This window comes from Aquipseudomonas guryensis, assembly GCF_014164785.1.
Classification (GTDB): Bacteria; Pseudomonadota; Gammaproteobacteria; order Pseudomonadales; family Pseudomonadaceae; genus Aquipseudomonas; species Aquipseudomonas guryensis.
The window spans coordinates 87769-110923 of sequence record NZ_JACJFN010000002.1; the positions used below are offsets into that span (position 1 = coordinate 87769).

General features: G+C 63.1%; 19 protein-coding genes and 5 tRNA genes. 19 read left to right on the plus strand and 5 right to left on the minus strand.

Annotated elements, in window-relative coordinates; all coding sequences use genetic code 11:
* Positions 1–3 precede the first annotated feature (3 nt).
* The 8 genes from H3H45_RS08075 (at position 4) to H3H45_RS08110 (ending at position 8159) form a co-directional block, all read left to right on the plus strand.
* Entirely contained in the window at positions 4–2235 is a 2232-nt protein-coding gene (locus H3H45_RS08075) for a bifunctional prephenate dehydrogenase/3-phosphoshikimate 1-carboxyvinyltransferase (RefSeq protein ID WP_182833882.1), read from the plus strand.
* Positions 2232–2897 carry a (d)CMP kinase gene (gene cmk, locus H3H45_RS08080; protein ID WP_182833239.1) on the plus strand — a complete coding sequence of 222 codons (666 nt, stop codon included), beginning with the start codon at positions 2232–2234 and terminating at the stop codon, positions 2895–2897. Before H3H45_RS08075 ends, cmk begins: the two co-directional genes overlap by 4 nt.
* A 142-nt stretch (positions 2898–3039) precedes the next feature.
* Positions 3040–4725, plus strand: coding sequence for a 30S ribosomal protein S1 (rpsA, locus tag H3H45_RS08085; protein ID WP_173208106.1), 1686 nt, complete (start codon positions 3040–3042; stop codon positions 4723–4725).
* Between the two features lie 257 nt (positions 4726–4982).
* Positions 4983–5267 carry an integration host factor subunit beta gene (gene ihfB / locus H3H45_RS08090; protein ID WP_173208103.1) on the plus strand — a complete coding sequence of 95 codons (285 nt, stop codon included), beginning with the start codon at positions 4983–4985 and terminating at the stop codon, positions 5265–5267.
* Positions 5268–5291: 24 nt separating this feature from the next.
* The gene (locus H3H45_RS08095) at positions 5292–5582 is read left to right on the plus strand and encodes a lipopolysaccharide assembly protein LapA domain-containing protein (RefSeq protein WP_235983537.1); all 291 of its coding nucleotides are present in this window, start codon (positions 5292–5294) and stop codon (positions 5580–5582) included.
* Between the two features lie 129 nt (positions 5583–5711).
* Entirely contained in the window at positions 5712–6677 is a 966-nt protein-coding gene (locus H3H45_RS08100) for a UDP-glucose 4-epimerase family protein (RefSeq protein ID WP_182833240.1), read from the plus strand.
* Positions 6674–7681, plus strand: coding sequence for an MraY family glycosyltransferase (locus tag H3H45_RS08105; RefSeq protein ID WP_407926685.1), 1008 nt, complete (start codon positions 6674–6676; stop codon positions 7679–7681). Before H3H45_RS08100 ends, H3H45_RS08105 begins: the two co-directional genes overlap by 4 nt.
* Positions 7682–7826: 145 nt before the next feature.
* Complete coding sequence (locus H3H45_RS08110) at positions 7827–8159, plus strand: ComEA family DNA-binding protein (protein WP_182833241.1); 333 nt, start codon at positions 7827–7829, stop codon at positions 8157–8159.
* A 280-nt stretch (positions 8160–8439) separates the two neighbouring features.
* On the opposite strand, the gene H3H45_RS08115 is transcribed toward H3H45_RS08110, so the two are convergent.
* Both H3H45_RS08115 and H3H45_RS08120 read right to left on the minus strand, forming a co-directional pair.
* Positions 8440–8515: transfer RNA gene (locus H3H45_RS08115), tRNA-Asn, on the minus strand.
* Between the two features lie 67 nt (positions 8516–8582).
* Positions 8583–9779: an amino acid aminotransferase gene (locus H3H45_RS08120; protein ID WP_182833242.1), complete on the minus strand. Its 1197-nt coding sequence runs from the start codon at positions 9777–9779 to the stop codon at positions 8583–8585.
* Between the two features lie 189 nt (positions 9780–9968).
* Between H3H45_RS08120 and uvrB the strand changes: the two genes are divergently transcribed.
* Positions 9969–11984: an excinuclease ABC subunit UvrB gene (uvrB, locus tag H3H45_RS08125; RefSeq protein ID WP_182833243.1), complete on the plus strand. Its 2016-nt coding sequence runs from the start codon at positions 9969–9971 to the stop codon at positions 11982–11984.
* Positions 11985–12042: 58 nt separating this feature from the next.
* Here uvrB and H3H45_RS08130 read toward each other — a convergent pair whose 3' ends face one another.
* The 3 genes from H3H45_RS08130 to H3H45_RS08140 are packed head-to-tail and all read right to left on the minus strand — an operon-like array spanning position 12043 to position 15581.
* Positions 12043–12942: an EamA family transporter gene (locus H3H45_RS08130; RefSeq protein WP_182833244.1), complete on the minus strand. Its 900-nt coding sequence runs from the start codon at positions 12940–12942 to the stop codon at positions 12043–12045.
* 49 nt (positions 12943–12991) lie between these two features.
* On the minus strand, positions 12992–14542 hold the full coding sequence (locus H3H45_RS08135; RefSeq protein WP_220494222.1) for an MDR family MFS transporter: 1551 nt from the start codon (positions 14540–14542) through the stop codon (positions 12992–12994).
* Positions 14532–15581, minus strand: a complete 1050-nt coding sequence (locus H3H45_RS08140) for an HlyD family secretion protein (RefSeq protein WP_182833245.1) — start codon at positions 15579–15581, stop codon at positions 14532–14534. The genes H3H45_RS08135 and H3H45_RS08140 overlap by 11 nt, the downstream gene beginning before the upstream one ends.
* 105 nt (positions 15582–15686) lie before the next feature.
* On the opposite strand from H3H45_RS08140, the gene H3H45_RS08145 reads away from it, so the two are divergent.
* From H3H45_RS08145 to edd, 10 genes are all read left to right on the plus strand, one after another.
* On the plus strand, positions 15687–16601 hold the full coding sequence (locus tag H3H45_RS08145) for a LysR family transcriptional regulator (protein WP_182833246.1): 915 nt from the start codon (positions 15687–15689) through the stop codon (positions 16599–16601).
* Between the two features lie 181 nt (positions 16602–16782).
* A complete protein-coding gene (gene gltX, locus H3H45_RS08150) occupies positions 16783–18264 on the plus strand; it encodes a glutamate--tRNA ligase (RefSeq protein WP_182833247.1) in 1482 nt (493 codons plus the stop codon).
* A 112-nt stretch (positions 18265–18376) separates the two neighbouring features.
* Positions 18377–18452, plus strand: a tRNA-Ala gene (locus H3H45_RS08155).
* Positions 18453–18498: 46 nt separating this feature from the next.
* Positions 18499–18574: transfer RNA gene (locus H3H45_RS08160), tRNA-Glu, on the plus strand.
* Between the two features lie 43 nt (positions 18575–18617).
* A tRNA-Ala gene (locus tag H3H45_RS08165) sits at positions 18618–18693 on the plus strand.
* Between the two features lie 48 nt (positions 18694–18741).
* A tRNA-Glu gene (locus tag H3H45_RS08170) sits at positions 18742–18817 on the plus strand.
* Between the two features lie 177 nt (positions 18818–18994).
* Positions 18995–19534, plus strand: coding sequence for a TetR/AcrR family transcriptional regulator (locus H3H45_RS08175; protein WP_182833248.1), 540 nt, complete (start codon positions 18995–18997; stop codon positions 19532–19534).
* A gap of 44 nt (positions 19535–19578) precedes the next feature.
* Positions 19579–20454: an alpha/beta fold hydrolase gene (locus tag H3H45_RS08180; RefSeq protein WP_182833249.1), complete on the plus strand. Its 876-nt coding sequence runs from the start codon at positions 19579–19581 to the stop codon at positions 20452–20454.
* Between the two features lie 108 nt (positions 20455–20562).
* A complete protein-coding gene (locus H3H45_RS08185; RefSeq protein WP_182833250.1) occupies positions 20563–21237 on the plus strand; it encodes a 6-phosphogluconolactonase in 675 nt (224 codons plus the stop codon).
* A 103-nt stretch (positions 21238–21340) separates the two neighbouring features.
* Entirely contained in the window at positions 21341–23155 is a 1815-nt protein-coding gene (gene edd / locus H3H45_RS08190; protein ID WP_182833251.1) for a phosphogluconate dehydratase, read from the plus strand.

Here is a 23155-nt window from a genome sequence, read left to right on the forward strand (position 1 = left end):
GTCATGTCGATGTCATCAGCATCCGTCAAGCTCGGCCGCCTGGTGGTGGTCGGCCTGGGTCTGATCGGCGGCTCCTTTGCCAAGGGCATGCGCGAGAAAGGTCTGTTCAGCGAGGTGGTCGGGGTCGACCTGGATGCCGAGTCGCGCCGCCTGGCGGTCGAGCTGGGCGTGGTCGATCGCTGCGAAACCGAGTTGGCAGCCGCCTGTCAGGGGGCTGCAGTGATCCAGCTGGCGGTGCCTATCCTGGCCATGGAGAAGCTGCTGGCGCAGCTGGCCAAGCTCGATCTGGGCGACGCGGTGCTCACCGATGTCGGTAGCGCCAAGGGCAATGTGGTGCGCGCGGCGCGCCTGGCCTTCACTGGCGACAATCCGCGCTTCGTGCCGGGCCATCCGATTGCCGGTTCCGAGCAAAGTGGAGTTGAAGCCGCCAATGCCCAACTGTTCCGTCGTCACAAGGTGATTCTGACGCCGCAGGCATCGACCGATACCGCTGCGCTGGCACTGGTCGATGGGCTGTGGCGCGAGCTGGGTGCGGATGTCGAGCACATGAACGTGGAGCACCACGACCAAGTGTTGGCCGCTACCAGCCATCTGCCGCATCTGCTGGCCTTTACCCTGGTCGACTCGCTGGCCAAACGCAGCGAGAACTTGGAGATTTTTCGTTACGCCGCTGGCGGTTTTCGCGATTTCACGCGGATCGCCGGCAGTGATCCGGTGATGTGGCACGACATCTTCCTTGCCAATCGCGAGGCGGTGCTGCGTACCCTGGACGCATTTCGCGACGACCTTGACGCTTTGCGCGGCGCGGTCGACGCAGGGGACGGGCATCAGTTGCTAGGCGTGTTCACCCGCGCCCGCTTTGCCCGCGAGCATTTCAGTAAAATCCTGGCCCGCAGGGCCTATGTGGACGCCATGCACTCGAACGACCTGATCTACCTCGCCAATCCTGGTGGCTCGCTTTCCGGCCGCATCCGCGTACCGGGCGACAAGTCCATCTCGCACCGCTCGATCATGCTCGGCTCGCTGGCCGAAGGCACCACCGAAGTGGAAGGTTTCCTCGAAGGTGAAGACGCCCTGGCGACCCTGCAGGCCTTCCGCGACATGGGTGTGGTCATCGAAGGCCCGCACCATGGCAAGGTGACCGTGCATGGTGTCGGCCTGCACGGCCTAAAGCCGCCACCCGGCCCGCTGTACCTGGGCAACTCGGGCACCTCGATGCGCCTGCTCTCCGGGCTGCTGGCTGCGCAGCCGTTCGATACCGTGCTGACTGGCGACGCCTCGCTGTCCAAGCGTCCGATGAACCGCGTGGCCAAGCCGCTGCGCGAGATGGGGGCGGTGATCGAGACGGCTGCCGAAGGCCGTCCGCCGATGCACATCAAAGGCGGTCAGCGTCTGACCGGCATGAGCTACGAAATGCCAATGGCCAGCGCCCAGGTCAAGTCCTGCCTGCTGCTGGCTGGTCTGTATGCCGCCGGTGAGACCGCCGTGACTGAGCCTGCGCCGACCCGCGATCATACCGAGCGCATGCTGCGCGGCTTCGGCTATCCGGTGGCGGTCGACGGCAATGTTGCTACCGTCGAGTCCGGGCACAAACTCACGGCTACTCATATCGAGGTGCCGGCGGATATTTCCTCCGCGGCCTTCTTCCTGGTGGCGGCGAGCATCGCTGAAGGTTCCGAACTGGTGCTGGAGCACGTTGGTATCAACCCGACCCGTACCGGGGTGATCGATATCCTCAAGCTGATGGGCGCCGACCTGACCCTGGAAAACCAGCGCGAAGTGGGCGGTGAACCGGTCGCTGATATCCGCGTGCGTGCCGCCAAGCTCAAGGGTATCGATATCCCGGAAGATTTGGTGCCGCTGGCTATCGACGAGTTCCCGGTGTTGTTCGTTGCTGCCGCCTGTGCCGAAGGGCGTACCGTACTCCGCGGCGCCGAAGAGCTGCGGGTCAAGGAATCCGACCGCATCCAGGTCATGGCCGACGGTCTGATCGCTTTGGGTGTCAAGGCTGAGCCGACCCCGGACGGCATCATCATCGAGGGTGGCCCGATTGGCGGTGGCGAGGTGTGGAGCCATGGCGACCACCGTATCGCCATGTCCTTCAGCGTCGCCTCGCTGCGCGCCACGGCGCCGATCCGTATCCACGATTGCGCCAACGTCGCTACCTCCTTCCCCAACTTCCTCGGTCTGGCTGCGCAGACCGGTATCCGCGTCGCCGAGGAGAAGCAGGCATGACCGCTGTCGTCATCACCATCGACGGACCGAGCGGTTCCGGCAAGGGCACCATTGCCGGTCTGCTGGCCGCCAAGCTGGGCTGGAACCTGCTGGACTCCGGTGCCCTGTATCGCCTGTTGGCCTTCGCCGCCGGCAATCACGGTATCGACCTGACCAACGAGGAAGCGCTGAAAACCCTGGCTGCCCATCTGGACGTACAGTTCATTGGTAAGCGCATCATTCTCGAAGGGGACGAGGTCACCGACGATATCCGCAACGAACAGGTCGGCGCCGGTGCTTCCATGGTTGCTTCCCTGCCGGCGGTGCGCGAAGCCCTGTTGCAGCGTCAGCGGGCTTTCCGTGAAGCACCTGGCCTGGTTGCCGATGGTCGCGACATGGGCACCGTGGTGTTCCCCGAGGCGCCATTGAAGGTCTACCTGACCGCCAGTGCCGAGGAGCGCGCCCGTCGCCGCTATCTGCAGTTGAAAGACAAGGTCGAAGGTGTTAGCCTGCCGAGTCTCCTAGACGAGATTCGAGCGCGCGATGAGCGCGACATGCAACGCGCAGTGGCTCCGCTGAAGCCGGCACCCGATGCCATCCAGCTGGATTCCACCGAGTTGTCCATCGAACAAGTCATGGAAAGGATTCTCAGCGAGGTCGCCAGTCGCGATCTCGCTGGGTAGTAAAAGACCGCACTTCCGCGGTCGACAAGGAGGCATGCAGGAGACCAGTCAACGTCCTGCAGGCCTCTTTTTACATCACGAACCCACATTGTCTGGAGTGTGGTTTGGGCAGATTCCCTGCCCTTGATCAACAGGAATCAACATGAGCGAAAGCTTTGCAGAACTATTTGAAGAAAGCCTAAAGACCCTCAATCTTCAGGCTGGCGCGATCATCACCGCGATCATCGTCGATATCGACTATCAAGCTGGCTGGGTAACTGTCCACGCTGGTCTGAAATCCGAAGGCCTGATCCCGCTTGAGCAGTTCTACAACGATGCTGGCGAACTGGCCATCAACGTAGGTGATGAAGTACACGTAGCGCTGGACGCGGTTGAAGATGGCTTTGGTGAAACCAAGCTGTCCCGCGAAAAAGCCAAGCGTGCCGAGTGCTGGATCGTTCTGGAAGCAGCTTTCGCCGCTGAAGAAGTGGTCAAGGGCGTTATCAACGGTAAGGTTAAAGGCGGCTTCACTGTCGACGTTAACGGCATCCGTGCGTTCCTGCCGGGCTCCCTGGTCGATGTCCGTCCGGTGCGTGATACCACTCACCTGGAAGGCAAAGAGCTCGAGTTCAAGGTCATCAAGCTGGACCAGAAGCGCAACAACGTTGTCGTTTCCCGTCGCAGCGTCCTGGAAGCGGAAAACAGTGCCGAGCGCGAAGCTCTGCTGGAATCCCTGCAGGAAGGCCAGCAGGTCAAAGGTATCGTCAAGAACCTCACCGACTACGGTGCGTTCGTTGACCTGGGCGGCGTCGATGGTCTGCTGCACATCACCGACATGGCCTGGAAGCGTATCAAGCACCCGTCCGAGATCGTCAACGTTGGCGACGAGATCGACGTCAAGATCCTCAAGTACGATCGCGAGCGCAACCGCGTCTCCCTGGGCCTGAAGCAACTGGGCGAAGACCCATGGGTTGCCATCAAGGCGCGTTACCCAGAGGGTACCCGTGTTACCGCCAAGGTCACCAACCTGACCGACTACGGCTGCTTCGCTGAGCTGGAAGAAGGCGTTGAAGGCCTGGTGCACGTGTCCGAGATGGATTGGACCAACAAGAACATCCACCCGTCCAAAGTCGTTAACGTCGGCGACGAAGTGGAAGTTCAGGTTCTCGACATCGACGAAGAGCGTCGTCGTATCTCCCTGGGCATCAAGCAGTGCAAGTCGAACCCATGGGAAGACTTCTCTGGCCAGTTCAACAAGGGCGACAAGATCTCCGGCACCATCAAGTCGATCACCGATTTCGGTATCTTCATTGGTCTGGACGGCGGCATCGACGGTCTGGTTCACCTGTCCGATATCTCCTGGAACGAAGTGGGCGAAGAAGCCGTACGCCGTTTCAAGAAGGGCGACGAGCTGGAAACTGTCATCCTCTCTGTTGATCCGGAGCGCGAGCGCATCTCCCTGGGCATCAAGCAGCTGGAAGATGATCCGTTCTCCAACTACGCCTCGATCAACGAGAAGGGCACCATCGTTCGTGGCACCGTGAAAGAAGTTGACGCCAAAGGCGCCATCATCGATCTGGGCAACGATATCGAAGCGACCCTGAAAGCCTCCGAAATCAGCCGTGACCGCGTTGAAGACGCCCGTAACGTGCTGAAAGAAGGCGACGAAGTCGAAGCCAAGATCATCAGTATCGACCGCAAGAGCCGCGTAATCAGCCTGTCTATCAAGTCCAAAGACGTCGAAGACGAAAAGGACGCGATGAAAGAGCTGCGTACCAAGCAAGAAGTTGAAAGCACCGGTCCGACCACCATTGGTGATCTGATCCGCGCGCAGATGAACCAGAACTAAGTTCAGGTTGATCAGAAAAAGGGCGACTTCGGTCGCCCTTTTTTGTGCCTGTGGTTTTATCGCTGATGGCGCGCGGCGGTGGGCTTGGGGCTAGGGCGGTGAATTGCTCGTCTTGCCTGCTTATGGTGCGCACTGAATCCTGCCGGTGAGTCACGATTTTGCGCTAACACCTTGTTTTATAGGCTGTTCAAAAGCTGATCAGCATGCTAAAACCTTCCTATCTAGTGATCTAGCCGCTTGAAAAAGAAGGGAAAACCATGACCAAGTCGGAGTTGATCGATCGCATTGTCACCCACCAGGGGTTGCTGTCCTCCAAGGATGTCGAGCTGGCGATCAAGACCATGCTGGAGCAGATGTCGCAGGCGTTGGCCACCGGGGATCGCATTGAGATCCGTGGATTTGGCAGCTTTTCCCTGCACTATCGCGCGCCGCGTGTCGGTCGCAATCCGAAAACCGGTGAGTCGGTACGCCTGGATGGCAAGTTCGTGCCGCACTTCAAGCCGGGTAAGGAACTGCGTGATCGGGTCAACGAAGATGAGTGATCTTCTCCTGCGGGAAGTCCGAGCATGCTGACGGGCTTCAAGCGTTTCTTGCTGGCGCTGGGATTGCTGCTGGTCGGTCTGGCGGTGCTGGTATTTATCTTGGAGAACCGTCAGGCAAGCCATCTGGTATTCCTCGGCTGGTTGACGCCCGCGTTGCCGGTTTCAGTGCTGATGTCACTGGCTTTTATCGTGGGTGCGGTGTTTTCCCTTCTGCTTAACCTCTGGCTCCTGGGCCGCTTGCGTGCGCGTATTGCACGTCAGCAACGAGAGTTGCTCTCGTTGCGCAAGGAGCGTGAAGTCCAGTCCGCTCCATAACTGGAGCGATGTGGAGCGGCGTTGCCTATGGTAGGCGCCTTCCTGGTCTGATTTCCGTGGCTACCGCTGCGACCCGCGTTATGGTTTCTCCCGACTTGTTTATTTGTTGCCTGATGGGGCTATTTGCACATGCGTATTTTGGTGACCGGAGCCACTGGTTTTGTTGGGCGTGCTCTCTGCGAGCGCCTGCAAGCTGTTCCAGGGGCGCGGGTGGTAGCGGGCTTGCGTGATGCCGGCAGCCTTCCAGCTGCGACCAATGTTGATCGGCTGATACTGGGCGATTTGGCGACGGATGCTATCGATGCTGCAGCATTGCAGGGTATTGACGTGGTTGTGCACTGCGCAGCGCGTGTGCATGTGATGCAGGAGCGCAGTGATGACCCGCTGGCGGATTTTCGCCGCGTCAATCTGCAAGGCACCCTCAAGTTGGCGCAGGCCGCGGCTCAGGCGGGGGTGAAGCGGTTCATTTTCCTCAGCACGATCAAGGTCAATGGCGAGCAGACTGTACCTGGTTCCAGTTTCACGGCAGATGATTGCCCTGCACCCACCGATCCTTATGCAGTTTCCAAGTTTGAAGCGGAGCAGGCTCTGCTGCAGTTGGCGGCAGAGGGGGCTATGGAAGTGGTGATTATTCGGCCGCCTCTGGTGTATGGGCCGGGGGTAAAGGCCAATTTCCTCAGCATGATGCGCTGGTTAAGCAAAGGTCTGCCGCTACCGCTGGGGGCGATCCATAACCGGCGCAGCCTGGTTGGTTTGCCGAACCTGGTGGATTTGCTGGTGTGCTGCCTGGATCACCCGGCGGCGACCAACCAGGTTTTCCTGGTCAGTGATGGTGAGTCCCTTTCTACCACCGAGTTGCTGCGCAAGCTTGCGTCCGCTCTGCAGCGACCTGCGCGTCTGCTGCCGGTGCCACAAGGCTGGTTGCAGGCTGGCGCTGGATTGCTGGGGCGGCGCAGCGTGGGGCAGCGTCTGTGCGGTTCGTTGAGTGTCGATATCGGCAAGAATCGTCAGCTCCTGGGTTGGTCGCCACCGTTTTCCAGTGATCAGCTCTTGCGCCAGACGGCCTTGGATTTCCTCGGGCAGGATGCACGATGATGGCGTTAGGTTTCCTGCTGCTGGTGTTCCTGGCGTCTCTGCTGATGACTTGGCTGCTGCGCCGTTATGCCTTGCTGCGCAATGTCCTGGATATCCCTAATCAGCGCAGTTCGCATACCTTGCCGACTCCGCGCGGGGGCGGCTTGGCCATCGTCCTGGGCGTCAGCCTGGCTTTGCCTGGGTTGTTCCTGTGGGAAGACCTGGCCGCGCAGCATTTGTGGGCGTTGTGGGGTGCGGGGGGGCTGGTTGCCCTTGTCGGTTTCATCGACGATCACCGTCCGCTTGCGGCGCGTTGGCGTCTTGTTGCGCATTTTGCTGCGGCAATCTGGGGAGTTGTTTGGCTGGGTGGGGCGCCGGACTTGGAGATTTTCGGGGGCAGAGTCAATCTGGGGTGGGTAGGTGCCGCGCTGGCGGTGTTCTACCTAGTCTGGATGCTCAATTTGTACAACTTCATGGATGGCATAGATGGTATCGCCGGCGTTGAGGCGGTTACTGTCGGTCTGGCGGGTGCGCTGCTGTACGCCTTGTCCGGACATCTAGATGCCATGCTCCTGCCGGCGTTGCTTGCTGCGGCGAGTGCGGGGTTCCTGTTCTGGAACTTCCCGCCCGCGCGTATTTTCATGGGCGATGCGGGGAGTGGTTATCTGGGCCTGATTCTCGGGTTGCTGTCGCTGCAGGCGGCCTGGGTCGAGCCGCGCTTGTTCTGGGCTTGGCTGATCCTGCTGGGCGTCTTCATCGTCGATGCTACGCTGACCTTGGGGCGTCGTCTTTGTCGCGGTGAAAAGGTCTACCAGGCGCACCGCAGTCATGCCTATCAGGTGGCCTCGCGTCATTACGGTCGCCACTTGCCCGTGACCGTGGCGATTGCGCTCATCAATCTATTCTGGCTGCTGCCCATTGCCTGCTGGGTGGCGCTGGGTGGTGAGGGGCTGGTTGGTATCTTGCTGGCGTATGTTCCGCTGGTTGGGTTGGCAGTGCGATTCAAGGCGGGCATTGCAGACTAAGACCTCAGTTGAGTGACTAGGCGAGATGCGCCCATGTGCGGCGGCGCACAAAATGCTGAGGTCATGATTTGACGGGGCGCTGGCAGCAACTAGCTTGAGTGCGTGGCTGGATGTGCCACGCCACATGTCGACACGGAGAGTTGTCATGCTTAGAAAGAGTCTGTCTGTACTGCTGTTTTCCTGCCTTACCAGTCTGTCCGTCGGAGTATTCGCGGCAGAACCCGCCAAAAGCGAAGCTGCTCCTGTTACTGCCAGCCAGGCCCCGGTTACTGCCGAAGTGCAGGTGGTCAACCTGAACACCGCTGACGCCGCCGCTCTTGAAAATGGCCTGATCGGTATTGGCAAGGTGAAGGCCCAAGCGATTGTCGATCATCGTACAGCCAACGGGCCGTTTGCTTCGGTCGATGAGTTGCTTGAAGTGAAAGGCATAGGTGCTGCAACTCTGGAAAAGAACCGCGACAAGTTGAGCATTAACTGACGCGTCGTAGCGCGGCGTAGTAAAGACCGGCCTTTGGCCGGTCTTCTTGTTTCTGGGGCTTGCTGCAGTTTTTATAGAATCTAGGGACAATAAAAAAGCCCCAGGTTTTCACCTGGGGCTTTTGCATTTGGCTCCGCGACCTAGGCTCGACAGCGCATCTGAACGCGCTTCAGTGCGGCCCAGAAGGGGTGAGCGAAGCGAATAGCCTGGGACACAGTCCCTGGTGAGAGTCCGGTAAGCAATAAAAAAGCCCCAGGTTGTCACCTGAGGCTTTTGCATTTGGCTCCGCGACCTGGACTCGAACCAGGGACCCAATGATTAACAGTCATTTGCTCTACCGACTGAGCTATCGCGGAACAGCGGTGCGTATCCTACTGATTAAAAAGGGGAAGTCAACACCCTGTGGGGACTTCCCGGCTTCTATCAGAGGACCTGGACGATGGCCTTGGTGACGGCATCCAGGTTGCTGCGGTTGAGTGCCGCGACGCAGATGCGGCCGGTGCCGACGGCGTAGATGGCGAACTCGTTCTTCAGGCGTTCCACCTGCTCGGCGGTCAGGCCGGAGTAGGAGAACATGCCGCGCTGGCGGGCGACGAAGCTGAAGTCGCGCTTGGCGCCCTGGGCGGCCAGTTGCTCGACCATGGCCAAGCGCATGTCGCGAATGCGCTGGCGCATCTCGCCCAGTTCTTCTTCCCACAGGGTGCGCAGCTCGGGGCTGTTGAGCACATTGGCGACCACGGTGGCGCCGTGGGTCGGTGGGTTGGAGTAGTTGGTGCGGATCACGCGCTTGGCTTGCGACAGCACGCGGCCGGCTTCTTCCTTGGAGGCGGTGACGATGGACAGGGCGCCGACGCGCTCGCCGTACAGCGAGAAGGACTTGGAGAAGGAGCTGGAGACGAAGAACGGCAGGCCGGACTCGGCGAACAGGCGCACGGCGAAGGCGTCCTGGTCGATGCCCTCGCCGAAGCCCTGGTAGGCGATATCGAGGAAGGGCACATGCTCGCGCTCGCGCAGCACTTCCAGCACGGCTTTCCAGTCATCCAGCGATAGGTCGACGCCGGTCGGGTTGTGGCAGCAGGCGTGCAGCACGACCACCGAGCGGGCTGGCAGGTTTTGCAGGTCTTCCAGCAGACCGGCACGGTTCACGCCGTTGGTCGCGGCATCGTAGTAGCGGTAGTTCTGTACCGGGAACCCAGCGGATTCGAACAGTGCGCGGTGGTTCTCCCAGCTTGGGTCGCTGATGGCGACCACGGCGTTGGGCAGTAGGCGCTTGAGGAAGTCGGCGCCGGTTTTCAGGGCGCCGGTCCCGCCGACGGCCTGGGTGGTGACCACGCGGCCTTCGGCCAGCAGGGCGGAATCGGCACCGAACAGCAGCTTCTGCACGGCGCTGTCATAGGCGGCGATGCCTTCGATCGGCAGATAGCCGCGCGGGGCGTGGGCTTCGATGCGGGCTTTTTCGGCCTCGGCAACGGCACGCAGGAGGGGAATTCGGCCTTCCTCGGTAAAATAGACGCCTACGCCAAGGTTGACCTTGTGGCTACGGGTGTCGGCGTTGAAGGCTTCGTTCAGGCCCAGGATCGGATCGCGCGGCGCCATTTCGACGGCAGAGAACAGACTCATGATGCGGCAGCTCGGAGGGAAGTAAGTGGGGAGTCGGCAATGCCCTGATGTAATAGAGGCTAGGGCTTGCATAAACGGGCCGCTATTATAGCGACCCAGGGTGTGCGCGGCGACAGCGTCGGCACGCTTTCACGCTAGCTATGACGCCCGCCGTTGCGCCGCGTCACAGTAGTTCGTCGAGGTCTGTTCATGTCGCAGTTTCAGCTCGTCACTCGCTTCCAGCCGGCCGGCGACCAGCCGGAGGCCATTCGCCAGCTGGTCGAAGGGCTTGAGGCAGGTCTGTCGCACCAGACCCTGCTCGGCGTGACCGGCTCGGGCAAGACCTTCAGCATCGCCAACGTGATCGCGCAGATCCAGCGCCCGACCCTGGTGTTGGCGCCGAACAAGACCCTGGCCGCGCAGCTGTATGGCGAGTTCAAGAGCTTCTTCCCGAACAACGCGGTGGAGTATTTCGTCTCCTATTACGACTACTACCAGCCCGAAGCCTACGTTCCTTCGTCCGATACCTTTATCGAGAAGGATGCTTCGATCAACGACCACATCGAGCAGATGCGCCTCTCGGCGACCAAGGCGCTGCTCGAGCGGCCCGACGCGATCATCGTCACCACCGTGTCGTGCATCTACGGTCTGGGTAGCCCCGAGAGCTACCTGAAGATGGTGTTGCACGTCGACCGTGGCGACAAGCTGGACCAGCGCGCGCTGCTGCGCCGCCTGGCCGACCTGCAGTACACCCGCAACGACATGGACTTCGCCCGCGCCACCTTCCGCGTACGCGGCGATGTGATCGATATCTTCCCGGCCGAATCCGATCTGGAAGCCATTCGCATCGAGCTGTTCGACGACGAGGTGGAAAGCATCTCGGCCTTCGACCCGCTGACCGGCGAGGTGATCCGCAAGCTGCCGCGCTTCACCTTCTACCCCAAGAGCCACTACGTCACCCCGCGCGAGGTGCTGCTGGAGGCGGTGGAGAAGATCAAGGTCGAACTGGCCGAGCGCCTGGAATATTTGCGTGCCAACAACAAGCTGGTGGAGGCGCAGCGTCTGGAGCAGCGCACCCGTTTTGACCTGGAGATGATCCTCGAACTGGGCTACTGCAACGGCATCGAGAACTACTCGCGCTACCTCTCCGGGCGCGGCCCGGGCGAGCCGCCGCCGACCCTGTATGACTACCTGCCGGACCAGGCGCTGCTGGTGATCGACGAGTCCCACGTGTCGGTGCCGCAGGTCGGCGCCATGTACAAGGGCGACCGTTCGCGCAAGGAAACCCTGGTCGAGTACGGCTTCCGCCTGCCCTCGGCGCTGGATAACCGACCCATGCGTTTCGAGGAGTGGGAGGCGGCCAGTCCGCAGACCATCTTTGTTTCTGCCACGCCGGGGCCTTACGAGGGTGAACATGCCGGACGGGTGGTCGAGCAGGTGGTGCGCCCCACCGGCCTGGTCGACCCACAGATCGAGGTGCGCCCGGCGCGCACCCAGGTCGACGACCTGCTCTCGGAAATCACCAAGCGCGTGGCGGTCGAGGAGCGGGTGCTGGTCACCACCCTGACCAAACGCATGGCCGAGGATCTCACCGATTATCTGGCCGACCACGGGGTCAAGGTGCGCTACCTGCACTCGGACATCGACACGGTGGAGCGCGTGGAGATCATCCGCGACCTGCGTACCGGGGCCTTCGACGTGCTGGTGGGGATCAACCTGCTGCGCGAAGGCCTGGACATGCCCGAGGTTTCGCTGGTGGCGATTCTCGATGCGGACAAGGAAGGCTTCCTGCGCTCCGAGCGCTCGCTGATCCAGACCATCGGTCGCGCCGCGCGCAACCTCAATGGCCGGGCGATCCTGTATGCCGACCGCATGACCGGCTCGATGGAGCGTGCCATCGGCGAGACCGAGCGGCGGCGCAACAAGCAGATCGCCTTCAACGAAGCCAACGGCATCGTGCCCAAGGGTGTGAAGAAGGACATCCAGGACATCCTCGAAGGCGCCACCGTGCCCGGCTCGCGCAGCAACAAGCGCAAGGGCATGGCCAAGGCGGCCGAGGAGAGTGCGCGCTACGAGGCCGAACTGCGCTCACCGAGCGAAATCACCAAGCGCATTCGTCAGCTGGAAGAGAAGATGTACCAGCTGGCCCGCGACCTGGAGTTCGAAGCCGCGGCGCAGCTGCGCGACGAGGTGCAGAAGCTGCGTGATCGCCTGTTGCAGGTGTAGCCCGGATGCAATTCGGGAGCGGGTTCCCGGATTGCATCCGGGCTACAGGCGTGTGTGGTCAGCGTCGTCCCAGAATGATCAGCGACACCCCGGTCAGGGTCGCCAGGCAGGCCAGGCCGGCGGTGAGGCTGAGCTGTTCGCCGAGGATCAGGTAACCGAGCAGCAGGGCCACCACCGGGTTGACGAAGGCGAAGGTCGACACCAGGCTCGGCCGCACTTCGCGCAGCAGCCAGAAATATGCTGGGTACACGCCTAGGCTGACCGGCAGCACCAGATAAGCTAGCCACAGCCAACCACTGCCACTTAGCTGGTCGAGGCGCAGCGCCTGCCAGTCGCCGTCGAGCAGGCCCAGGCCTGCGAGAATCAGCGCGCCGATCAGCATCTGCAGGCTCAGCCCCAGCCAACTGGAGTGGAATGGCGGGCGCTGCCGCATCCACCAGGCGCCGATGGCCCAGAGCAGGGTAGCGAGCAGCGTCAGACCGCCGGAAAACCATTGCAGCGGGCCCGTCTCGGTACCCAGGCCATTGCCCATCAGCAACACGATGCCGCCGCTGGCCAGGGCCAGACCCAGCAGCGCCCAGAATGGCGGTCGTTCGCCGAGCAGCCACTCCAGCGCCACGCTCCACAGCGGCAGGCTGGTGTAGAGCATTGCCAGCAGGCCGGTGGGCAGGTGCTGGTTGGCGTAGATCAGTGCGCCCTGGCCGAAGGCGATCAGCAGCAGGCCGCCGATCAGGGCGCTGCCCCAGTTACCCGGCTGCATCTGCGTTGCACCACGGCTCAGTGCCCAGAGCAGGGCGAGTATGCCGGCGCAGAGGAAACGCAGGGTGCCGATGACGAAGGGCGGCAGCTCGCGCAGGAGGAAGTGGTTGGCCAGGTAGGTGGTGCCCCAGCCGATATAAATGACCAGAAAAGCGCTGATCAACAGCAGCGAGCGCGAGCGGGTGGTGGAGGCGAGCATTGCGGAACCTTGAGCGTCGACACGCCGCTTGTGGTGGCTTGTCGGTTTGTCAGTGGGCAGCGCCGCCGGTGGTGCCCGGTGGCAGTGCGCGAGTCAGGAGTACGGCGATCATGCTGATGCCGAGTGCCAGACCGACGAAATGGAAGGCGTCATTGTAGGCCATGATGCTGGCCTGCTGGTGGGCGATTTCGCTCAGTTTGGCCAGTGCTGCCTGCTCGCTGCCGAGCTTCTCGGTGAGCAGGGCGAGGCGCTCGCTCACCTGCGGGTTGCTCGGTACCAGCGACTCGCGCAGGTAGTCGAAATAGGTCTTGGCGCGGCTGTCGAGCAGTGTGGCGAGCAGGGCGATGCCGATGGCGCCACCGAGGTTGCGCAGGATGTTGAACAGGCTGGAGGCCGAGCCGGCATCCTGGGCTTGGATATAGGCGGTGGCGATCAACGAGATGGTGACCATGATCATCGGCTGGCCTAGGGCGCGGATGATCTGGATATGGTTGAACTGTTCGCCGGCAAAGTCCGGGTTGAGTACCCCGGAAGCGAAGCTGGAAAAACCGAACAGGCCGAATCCCAGGGCGCACAGCAGTTTGGGCGGAACCACCTTCATCAGCAGCGGCACCAGCGGGATGATCAGCAACTGCGGCAGGCCCATCCACATGATCACTTCGCCAATCTGCAGGGCGCTGTAATTCTGGATCTGTGCCAGGTACAGCGGCAGCAGGTAGATCGAACCGTACAGGCCCAGGCCCATGCCCAGGCTGGCGATGCTGGTCAGGCCGAAGTTGCGCTCGCGCAGGATGCGCAGGTTGATCAGCGGATTGTCGCGGGAAAACTGCAGGATGACGAACAGGCACAGGCTGATCACGGCAATCGAACCGAGGCCGACGATCAGGTTGGACTCCAGCCAGTCCTTGCGGTGGCCTTCCTCGAGGAACACCTGCAGGCAGCCCAGGCCCAGGCCCAGGGTGACAATGCCGCCGTAGTCGGTGCTTTTCAGCAGCTCCCAATGTGGTGCCTTCTTCTCCAGGCCGTACATCAGCCCGGCGATCATCAGCAGGCCCGGCGGGATGTTGATATAGAAGATGTATTCCCAGCCCCAGTTTTCCGTCAGCCAGCCGCCCAGGGTCGGGCCGATAGAGGGGGCGAAGGTGGCGGTGATGGCGAACAGCGCCATGCCCTTGGCGCGGTGATGTTCCGGGAGCTTGATCAGGGTCAGGGTGAAGGCCAGCGGGATCAGTGCGCCGCCGGTGAAGCCCTGCAGGGCGCGAAACACGATCATGCTCTCCAGGTTCCAGGCCATCGAGCAGAGCAGGGACGAGGCGAGAAAACCCAGCGACACCCACACCGCCAGGCGCCGCGCCGAGAGCAGCTGCACCAGCCAGGCGGTGAGCGGGATCATGATGATTTCCGCGACCAGGTAGGAGGTGGAAATCCACGAGCCTTCCTCCAGGGTGGCGGATAGCGCGCCCTGGATATCCTTCAGCGAGGAGTTGGTGATCTGGATATCCAGCACCGCCATGAAGGCGCCGAGCATGGCGCTCATCACCGCAATCCAGTCGCGCCGGCTGGGTTCGCCGACGGGGCGGATCAGTTCATCAGCCGCCATGGCGTTGGTCGCCGCGGATGTCGACCTTGACCTCGACCGACATGCCCGGACGGATCTTGCCCTGCAGCGGGTTGTCCGCAGCAAAGGTCAGCTTCACCGGGATGCGCTGCACCACCTTGGTGAAGTTGCCGGTGGCGTTGTCCGGCGGCAGCAGGCTGAACTGCGCGCCGGAGGCGGCGAACAGGCTGTCGATGCGGGCTTCGATCGGCGTGTCGGGGTAGGCGTCGAAGGTCAGTTCGGCTGTTTGCCCGGGCTGCATGCGGCCGATCTGGGTTTCCTTGAAGTTGGCCTGCACCCAGATGTCGTCGTTCGGCACGATCGACAGCAGGTAGGCGCCGGCCTGCACCACCTGGCCGTTGCGCGCCGAGCGCTGGCCGACGATGCCGCCGATGGGGGCGTGGATCTGCGTGCGGGCCAGGTTCAGCTCGGCCTGGGCGATGTCGGCACGGGCGTTGGCGATCTGCGCCTCGAGGCGCTTGACCTCGGCGCTCAGGGCGTCGACCTGCTGGCGCTGGGCGCTCAGGTCCGCCTCGGCCTTGGCGACCTGGGACAGGGCGACGCGGCTGTCGGCGGCCAGGGTGGTGACCCGCTCCTCGGAGACATAGCCGGGCTTGCGCAGGGTCTGGGCGCGCGACAGGTCGATCTGCGTGCGGCTCAAAGTGGCCTGGCTGGCGCCGACATCGGCGCGGCTGGCGGCGATCAGGCTGGCCTGCTGGGTCAGGCGGCTTTGCGCCTGGGTCAGCTCGGCCTCGCGGGTGGCCAGGGCGGCGCGGGCGCGGTCGAGGGCCAGCTGGAAGTCGGCACTTTCCAGGGTGGCCAGCAGCTGACCCTGTTCCACGTGCTGGTTGTCCTGCACCAGTACCTGCTCGATGCGCGCGCCGAGCTGGCTGGACACGCGGGTGATCTCGCCCTGCACATAGGCGTTGTCGGTGCTCTCGTGGAGGCGCCCGACCAGCAGCCAGTGGCCGAGCAGGGCCAGGACGATCAGGGCGACGAGGGCGAGGAACACGGACAGGCGGCGTTGCAGTTTTGCGGGCATGGCGGGGCTCAAACGGCTGGCGTAAGTGTAAGCAAATCTAACAGTGTTGCCCCCAGTGTTATAGCCGCTAGAATCGGCATGCTTTGTTGCTTATGGGGAACAATAATGGGCCTCGATGATGCCTTGATCTTCACCCGCGTGGTGGAATGCCACAGCTTCACCCAGGCGGCGCAGAGCCTGGGCATGCAGAAGTCCACGGTCAGCCGGCGCATCGCCCTGCTCGAAGAGCGCCTCGGTGTGCGCCTGCTCAATCGCACCACGCGCAAGCTGCGCCTGACTGAAGTGGGGCAGGCCTACTACGAGCGTTGCCGGCAGATCATGCTCGACTTCGCCGAGGCCGAGCAGGCGGTGATGCAGCTGCAGCAGGAACCGTCCGGGCTGCTGCGGATCACCGCGCCCATCGAGTTTGGCCAGCTGTTCCTTGGTGGCGTACTGGGGCAGTTCATGCGCCAGTACCCGCAGATCAGCGCGGAAGTGGAGCTGACTTCGCGCGATGTCGACCCGGTAGAGGAGGGCGTCGATATCGCCATCCAGGTCGGCCAGCCGCATGACTCCACCCTGATTGCGCGCAAGCTGTTCGAGAGTGGTCGGCGCCTGTGCGCCAGCCCGGATTATCTGGCGCAGCACGGTACGCCGCAAAGCATCGATGAGCTGAGTGGGCATCGGGCCATCCTCTTGCCGCAGGATTCGCCACGCTACTGGCCGCTGCTGGGTGAGCACATTGCCTGTCAGCGCGTGCTGTCGTGCAACAACATCACCTTGGCTCGCGAAGCCGCCGTGGCGGGTGCCGGGATTGCCGGCTTGCCGCTGATGATCTCCGAGGAGGCGGTGCAGAGTGGTCGTCTCATCGAACTGTTGCCGGATGCCCGCTTGCCGGTTGGTGAGCTGTATGCGGTCTATCCTTCGCGCCGCTTTCAGGCGATGAAGGTCAAGACCTTCCTCGATTTCCTTATGGCCAGCTTGCCGCGTAGCAGTCTGCTGGAGCCGCCAGGGGCCGGCCTGCTAACATCGCACCCCTGATTAACAGGCCGTTGAAAACTACCTGCGTTGCCGATGCGTCGTTAAAAACAGGCTCAGAATGCTCATTTACAACTCGTAAACTGCGCTTCTTCGCCTGTTTTTGCCTAGCCTCGGCTGCCTCGCCTACGTTTTCAACGGCCTGTTAGGTTCTTTCGTTTCGCTTTTTTGTTCGAGGCCCGCCATGACCAAAGTCCGCACCCGTATTGCGCCGTCGCCCACTGGTGACCCGCACGTCGGTACCGCCTACATCGCCCTGTTCAACCTGTGCTTCGCCCGTCAGCACGGCGGCGAGTTCATTCTGCGCATCGAGGATACCGACCAGCTGCGTTCGACCCGCGAGTCCGAACAGCAGATATTCGATGCCTTGCGCTGGCTGGGCATCGAGTGGAACGAAGGCCCGGATGTCGGCGGCCCGCACGGCCCGTACCGGCAGAGCGAGCGCGGCGCGATCTACAAGAAGTACTCTGATGAACTGGTCGCCAAGGGCCACGCCTTCCCGTGCTTCTGCTCCGCCGAGCGCCTGGACCAGGTGCGCGCCGAGCAGATGGCGAAGAAGGAAACCCCGCGCTACGACGGTCACTGCATCCACATCGCCCCCGACGTTGCGCAGCAGCGCATCGCCGCGGGCGAATCGCATGTGGTGCGTATGAAGGTGCCGAGCGAGGGCGTCTGCGTGGTGCCGGATATGCTGCGTGGCGACGTGGAGATCCCATGGGATCGCATGGACATGCAGGTGCTGATGAAGGCCGATGGCCTGCCCACCTACTTCCTGGCCAACGTGGTCGACGATCACCTGATGGAAATCACCCACGTCCTGCGCGGCGAGGAGTGGCTGCCATCGGCACCGAAGCTGATCAAGCTGTACGAGTACTTCGGCTGGGAGCAGCCCAAGCTCTGCTACATGCCGCTGCTGCGCAATCCGGACAAGAGCAAGCTGTCCAAGCGCAAGAACCCGACCTGCATCACCTTCTACGAGCGCATGGGCTACATGCCCGAGGCGCTGCTCAACTACCTGGGGCGCATGGGCTGGTCGATGCCGGACGAGCGCGAGAAGTTCTCCCTGGCCGAGATGATCGAACACTTCGACCTGTCGCGCGTCTCCCTCGGCGGTCCGATCTTCGACGTGGAGAAGCTGTCCTGGCTCAACGGCCAGTGGCTGCGTGAGCTGCCGGTGGAAGACTTTGCCAAGCGCGTGCAGGACTGGGCGTTCAACTCCCAGTACCTGATGCAGATCGCCCCCCATGTGCAGGGGCGGGTGGAGACCTTCGGCGACATCGCGCCGCTGGCCAGCTTCTTCTTCAGCGGCGGCGTGCAGCTGGACGCCAAGCTGCTGGAACACAAGAAACTGTCGCCGGACCAGGTGCGCCAGGCCCTGCAGCTGCTGCTGTGGGAGCTGGAGGCGCTGCGTCAGTGGGACAAGGAGAAGATCACCGCGAGTATCCAGTTCGTCTGCGAGGGCCTTGGCCTCAAGCTGCGCGACCTGATGCCGCTGATCTTCCCGGCCATCACCGGCAAGGCCAGTTCGGTCTCGGTGCTGGATGCCATGGAAATCCTCGGTGCCGATCTTGCTCGCTTCCGTCTGCGCCAGGCCATCGAGCTGCTTGGCGGGGTGAGCAATGGCGAGAGCAAGGAGTGGAAGAAGCTGCTGGAAACTTTCCGCTGAGCGGTGGGTGAGGGTAAGTGGTTGTTCTTTCGACGAAAAATATTCGAGTCGAATGAAAAATAGTGTTGACAGCCAGGGCCCTCGAACCTAATATGCGCCCCGTCGTTAAGACGGGGCTATAGCTCAGCTGGGAGAGCGCTTGCATGGCATGCAAGAGGTCAACGGTTCGATCCCGTTTAGCTCCACCAAATTGCCACCGAACGAATTCCAGCCGTTCGAGTTATTGAAGGTTTTGTCCCCTTCGTCTAGTGGCCTAGGACACCGCCCTTTCACGGCGGTAACAGGGGTTCGAGTCCCCTAGGGGACGCCATTCAACGCAGTGCTTGCACTGCACGTCGCGAGACGCAAAATCTGGGGCTATAGCTCAGCTGGGAGAGCGCTTGCATGGCATGCAAGAGGTCGACGGTTCGATCCCGTCTAGCTCCACCAAACACTGACAGGCCAGCCTAAGGGCTGGCCTTGTTCTTCGAAGGTTTTGTCCCCTTCGTCTAGTGGCCTAGGACACCGCCCTTTCACGGCGGTAACAGGGGTTCGAGTCCCCTAGGGGACGCCATTTTTCTTCCGCGTTTTGCGGGCTTGAAGGGTCATTCTTAGGAATGGCCCTTTTGTTTTTCTGCCTGCGGTAAATCCCTTCCTCCTTGAATCTCCTGCCGACCAATGGTCGCGATTGGCGCTTGCATAAATTTATTATGAGCATAATATTTCAACCATAATATTTTTGGAGGCAGCCATGAGCGACAAGAAGGCCCAGACCCGCGAACGCATCCTTGCCGCCGCCACTGCCGCGCTGATCCAGCGTGGCCCGGCGGAGCCCAGCGTGGGTGAGGTGATGGGAGCGGCGGGGCTGACGGTGGGTGGTTTCTACGCGCACTTCGAGAGCAAGGATGCGCTGATGCTGGAAGCCTTCCGCCAGTTGCTCGGCCGTCGTCGCAGCCTGCTCAAACAACTGGATAACGATCTCCCTGCCCAGGAGCGCCGCGCGTTGGCGGCGGCTTTCTACCTGTCGCGCAAGCACCGCGATAGCCCGGGTGATGGTTGCCCGCTGCCCAGCTCGCTGGGCGAGATAAGCCGCCTGCCAGACAGCTTTCGCGCCAGCCTGGCCGAGCATCTCGAGCTGATGGTCGCCGACCTGGCTGGCAGCCCCGAAGAGGCCGACAAGGCATTGGCCGATTTGGCGCTGATGGTCGGTGGTCTGGCCATTGCGCGAGCGCTGGGCGAGGGCGAGTTGTCTGACCGAGTTCTACGGGCCGCCAAGTCGGCGGTCATTTGACGATGCGCCCGACGTCATCGGGCTTGAGAGTGAGGAGAAGCGAAATGAGCAGCCTGAGCTGGGTTCGTGGCTTCAACGCCACTGTGGGTCGTTTGGCGCCTGAACTGGTCGCCAGCAAGATGCACCGAGCGTTCCTTACTCCGCGCGACTTGCCGCCGCGCGATTGGGAGCTGCCGTTGCTGGCTTCTGCCGAGCGCATCACCTTGCGCTTCGGCCTGTCGGCCCTGCGCTGGGGCCAAGGGCCGGCGGTGCTGTTGCTGCATGGCTGGGAAGGGCGGCCGACCCAGTTCGCCCACCTGATCCAGGCGCTGGTACGCGCCGGTTATGGCGTAGTGGCGCTGGATGCGCCGGCCCATGGGCGTTCGCCCGGGCATGAGGCCAACGTGGTGCTGTTCGCCCGCGCCTTGCTGGAGGCGGCCAGCGAGCTGCCGCCGCTGAAGGCGGTGATCGGCCACTCCATGGGCGGTGCCAGCGCGCTGCTGGCCACGCAGCTGGGGCTGCGCACCGAAGCCCTGGTGACCATCTCGGCGCCGGCGCGGATCATCGGCGCCTTGCGCCGTTTTGCCCACTTCGTCGGCCTGCCCAAGCAGGCACGCGCGCAGTTCGTGCACATGGTCGAGAGCAGTGCCGGCATGCCGGCGGCGCAACTGGATGTAGCGCGCTACCAGTTGGACTTCCCCGGCCTGGTGGTGCATGCCGCCGATGACCAGATGGTGCCCAGTACTGAAGCACAGAGTATTCATGCCGCCTGGTCCGGCAGCCGCCTGCTGCATTTGTCCAGTGGTGGTCACAGCAAGTTGCTGGCCGACCCGCAGCTGGCTGAGGCGGTACTGGAGCTGCTCGGCAGCGCCGATCTGTCGGCTGCGGCCTCGCGTCGTGCGGTGACGGGCGTGGTGCATCGGCCGGCGCTGGCTTCTTGAGTGTTGCCAAACCTGACGGCGGGCCCTGTCTGTCGTCAGGTTGCGCTGCTTGGGCGTATGGCCAACTTGGCGCATGATGGCGGCTTGTCCGTAGCCTTGCAGCGCAGCATGAAACCAGCTGTTTTCCTCGAATTTGCCGATCGTCAGCGTTGTGCCGAGCAGTTGGCCAGCGACCTGGCGCAGGTGTTGAATCAGACCCTCGCCCAGCAGGCGCGTGCCGGCTTGCTTTTGCCGGGTGGCAGCAGTCCGCAGGTGCTGTTGCCGTACTTGGCCGCGCAGGCGCTGGACTGGGCGCGCATCGACCTGTCACCGACCGATGAGCGCTGGGTGGCGGGCGACGATCCGCGCAGTAACTACCGCCTGCTGCAGGCCGCCTTGCCCAAGACCCGCTGCCTCGACCCGCGCCAGGGCGATAGCCCGCAAGGGGCGGCCAGCCAGTGGCAGGCGCAGCTGGCCGGCTGGCTGCCGTTTGCCGCGGTGTTGCTGGGCATGGGCGAAGATGGCCATTTCGCCTCGCTGTTTCCGGGCATGCCGGGCTTGGCAGCGGCCCTCGATGAAGCGGCAGCGCCGGCCGCGTTGCCGGCGCTGGCCCCGGTCGAACCGTGCCAACGCCTGTCGCTGAATCTGAGCCTGCTCTGTCAGGCGGGTTGGTTGGGCCTGCTGGTGTTCGGTTTGGACAAGCGCCGCTTGATCGAGGCAGCGCTGGCCGGTACCACGCAATTGCCGGTGCAGGCGCTGCTGCACAATGCTCGGTTACCCGTGAATATCTATTGGGCGCCCTGAGTGTCCGCTCGTCACGGGCGAAAATGCCTCTGGCTCGAAAGGCCCGGAGCAGGTGCTAAGCCGTTACACTCAGGGCTTAGCCGAGTGAAAAGCGAATACCCTGATGCTCAACCCCGTTGTCGAACAGGTTACCGCCGCGCTGGAACAGCGCTCCGCCGCACGCCGTGCACGCTACCTGGCGCGCCTGGATGAAGCCCTGCAGCGCCCACCCCTCCAGGCCCTGGGCTGTTCCAACCTGGCCCATGCCCTGGCTGCACAGGACGCCGATGCGCGGCTGATCATCAAGCAGGGCGGCTCGGCGCATATCGCCATCGTTTCCAGCTACAACGACCTGCTCTCTGCCCACGCGCCGCTGCGTGAGTATCCCGAGCGCCTCAAGCAGGCCCTGGCCCGCCAGGGCGCCACCGCGCAGTTCGCCGCCGGAGTACCGGCCATGTGCGATGGCATCACCCAGGGTGAGGCGGGCATGCAGCTGTCGCTGTTCTCCCGCGATCTGATCGCCCAGGCCACGGCCATCGGCCTGTGCCATGGCATCTTCGACGGCGCCCTGTACCTCGGGGTGTGCGACAAGATCGTCCCGGGCCTGTTGATCGGTGCCCTGCAGTTCGGTCACCTGCCGGCCGTGTTCGTGCCGGCAGGGCCGATGCATTCCGGCCTGGCCAACAAGGAGAAAGCCTCCGTACGCCAGCGCTATGCGCGCGGCGAGGTGGGCCGCGACGAGCTGCTGCGCGCCGAACTGGCCTCCTACCATGAGGCCGGCACCTGCACCTTCTACGGCACCGCCAACACCAACCAGTTGCTGATGGAGGCCATGGGCCTGCATGTGCCCGGCAGTGCCTTCGTGCATCCCTATACGCCGCTGCGCGATGCGCTCAACGACGAGGCGGCACGCCTGGTGGTGCGCAACAGTGCCAAGGGCGAGCGCTTCCTGCCCGTCGGCCGGCAGATCGATGCGCGCGTGCTGGTCAATGCCCTGGCGGCCTTGCTCGCCAGCGGTGGTTCCACCAACCACGGCCTGCACCTGCCGGCGATTGCCCGGGCCGCTGGTTATGAGCTGGTCTGGGAGGATTTCGCCGCGCTGTCGCAGGTGGTGCCGTTGTTGGCGCGGGTCTACCCGAATGGCGCGGCCGACGTGAACCAGTTCCAGGCCGCCGGTGGGCCGGCCTGGATCATCCGCGAACTGCTCGACGCCGGGCTGATGCACGGCGATGTGGCCACTGTGGTCGGCCACGACCTGGCCGACTACGCCCGTGAACCCTGGCTGGATGAGGGGCGCCTGGCCTGGCGCGCCTTGCCGGCGCAGAGCGCGGCGCCGGATATCGTTCGCCCCGTGGCCGAGCCATTCAGTCGCTCGGGCGGCTTCACCCTGCTCGAAGGCAACCTCGGTCGCGCCATGCTCAAGACTTCTGCCGTCGACCCGGCGCAGTGGCATGTACGGGCGCCAGCACGGGTATTCGCCTGCGAGTCCGCGGTGCAGGCCGCTTATCAGGCCGGTGAACTGACCGGCGATCTGGTGCTGGTGGTGCGTTTCCAGGGGCCGCGCGCCAACGGCATGCCTGAGCTGCACAAGCTGATGCCGCTGCTGGCCAACCTGCAGGCGGCCGGGCAGCGGGTGGCGCTGGTCACCGATGGGCGTCTGTCCGGCGCCTCCGGGCAGGTGCCGGCGGCGCTGCATGTCACCCCGGAAGCGGCGGCGGGCGGCGCCCTGGCCCGTCTACAGGATGGCGACATGCTGGAAGTGGATGCGCTGGCCGGTGTGCTGCGCGTCGAGCTTTCGCCGTCAGAGCTGGCAGCGCGCCCGTTTAGCGTGGCGCCGTCCGGGCTGGCGGCTGGGTTTGGCCTGGAACTGTTCGCCAGCCAGCGTCGCCTGGTCGGCCCGGCTGATCGTGGTGCAAGTATTTTCGATGAAGGGGACTGA

Coding starts and splice junctions, on each gene's coding strand:
- H3H45_RS08075 (WP_182833882.1), top strand. CDS start 4: ATGTCGATGTCATCAGCATCCGTCAAGCTCGGCCGCCTGGTGGTGGTC.
- cmk (WP_182833239.1), top strand. CDS start 2,232: ATGACCGCTGTCGTCATCACCATCGACGGACCGAGCGGTTCCGGCAAG.
- rpsA (WP_173208106.1), top strand. CDS start 3,040: ATGAGCGAAAGCTTTGCAGAACTATTTGAAGAAAGCCTAAAGACCCTC.
- ihfB (WP_173208103.1), top strand. CDS start 4,983: ATGACCAAGTCGGAGTTGATCGATCGCATTGTCACCCACCAGGGGTTG.
- H3H45_RS08095 (WP_235983537.1), top strand. CDS start 5,292: ATGCTGACGGGCTTCAAGCGTTTCTTGCTGGCGCTGGGATTGCTGCTG.
- H3H45_RS08100 (WP_182833240.1), top strand. CDS start 5,712: ATGCGTATTTTGGTGACCGGAGCCACTGGTTTTGTTGGGCGTGCTCTC.
- H3H45_RS08105 (WP_407926685.1), top strand. CDS start 6,674: ATGATGGCGTTAGGTTTCCTGCTGCTGGTGTTCCTGGCGTCTCTGCTG.
- H3H45_RS08110 (WP_182833241.1), top strand. CDS start 7,827: ATGCTTAGAAAGAGTCTGTCTGTACTGCTGTTTTCCTGCCTTACCAGT.
- H3H45_RS08120 (WP_182833242.1), bottom strand. CDS start 9,779: ATGAGTCTGTTCTCTGCCGTCGAAATGGCGCCGCGCGATCCGATCCTG.
- uvrB (WP_182833243.1), top strand. CDS start 9,969: ATGTCGCAGTTTCAGCTCGTCACTCGCTTCCAGCCGGCCGGCGACCAG.
- H3H45_RS08130 (WP_182833244.1), bottom strand. CDS start 12,942: ATGCTCGCCTCCACCACCCGCTCGCGCTCGCTGCTGTTGATCAGCGCT.
- H3H45_RS08135 (WP_220494222.1), bottom strand. CDS start 14,542: ATGGCGGCTGATGAACTGATCCGCCCCGTCGGCGAACCCAGCCGGCGC.
- H3H45_RS08140 (WP_182833245.1), bottom strand. CDS start 15,581: ATGCCCGCAAAACTGCAACGCCGCCTGTCCGTGTTCCTCGCCCTCGTC.
- H3H45_RS08145 (WP_182833246.1), top strand. CDS start 15,687: ATGGGCCTCGATGATGCCTTGATCTTCACCCGCGTGGTGGAATGCCAC.
- gltX (WP_182833247.1), top strand. CDS start 16,783: ATGACCAAAGTCCGCACCCGTATTGCGCCGTCGCCCACTGGTGACCCG.
- H3H45_RS08175 (WP_182833248.1), top strand. CDS start 18,995: ATGAGCGACAAGAAGGCCCAGACCCGCGAACGCATCCTTGCCGCCGCC.
- H3H45_RS08180 (WP_182833249.1), top strand. CDS start 19,579: ATGAGCAGCCTGAGCTGGGTTCGTGGCTTCAACGCCACTGTGGGTCGT.
- H3H45_RS08185 (WP_182833250.1), top strand. CDS start 20,563: ATGAAACCAGCTGTTTTCCTCGAATTTGCCGATCGTCAGCGTTGTGCC.
- edd (WP_182833251.1), top strand. CDS start 21,341: ATGCTCAACCCCGTTGTCGAACAGGTTACCGCCGCGCTGGAACAGCGC.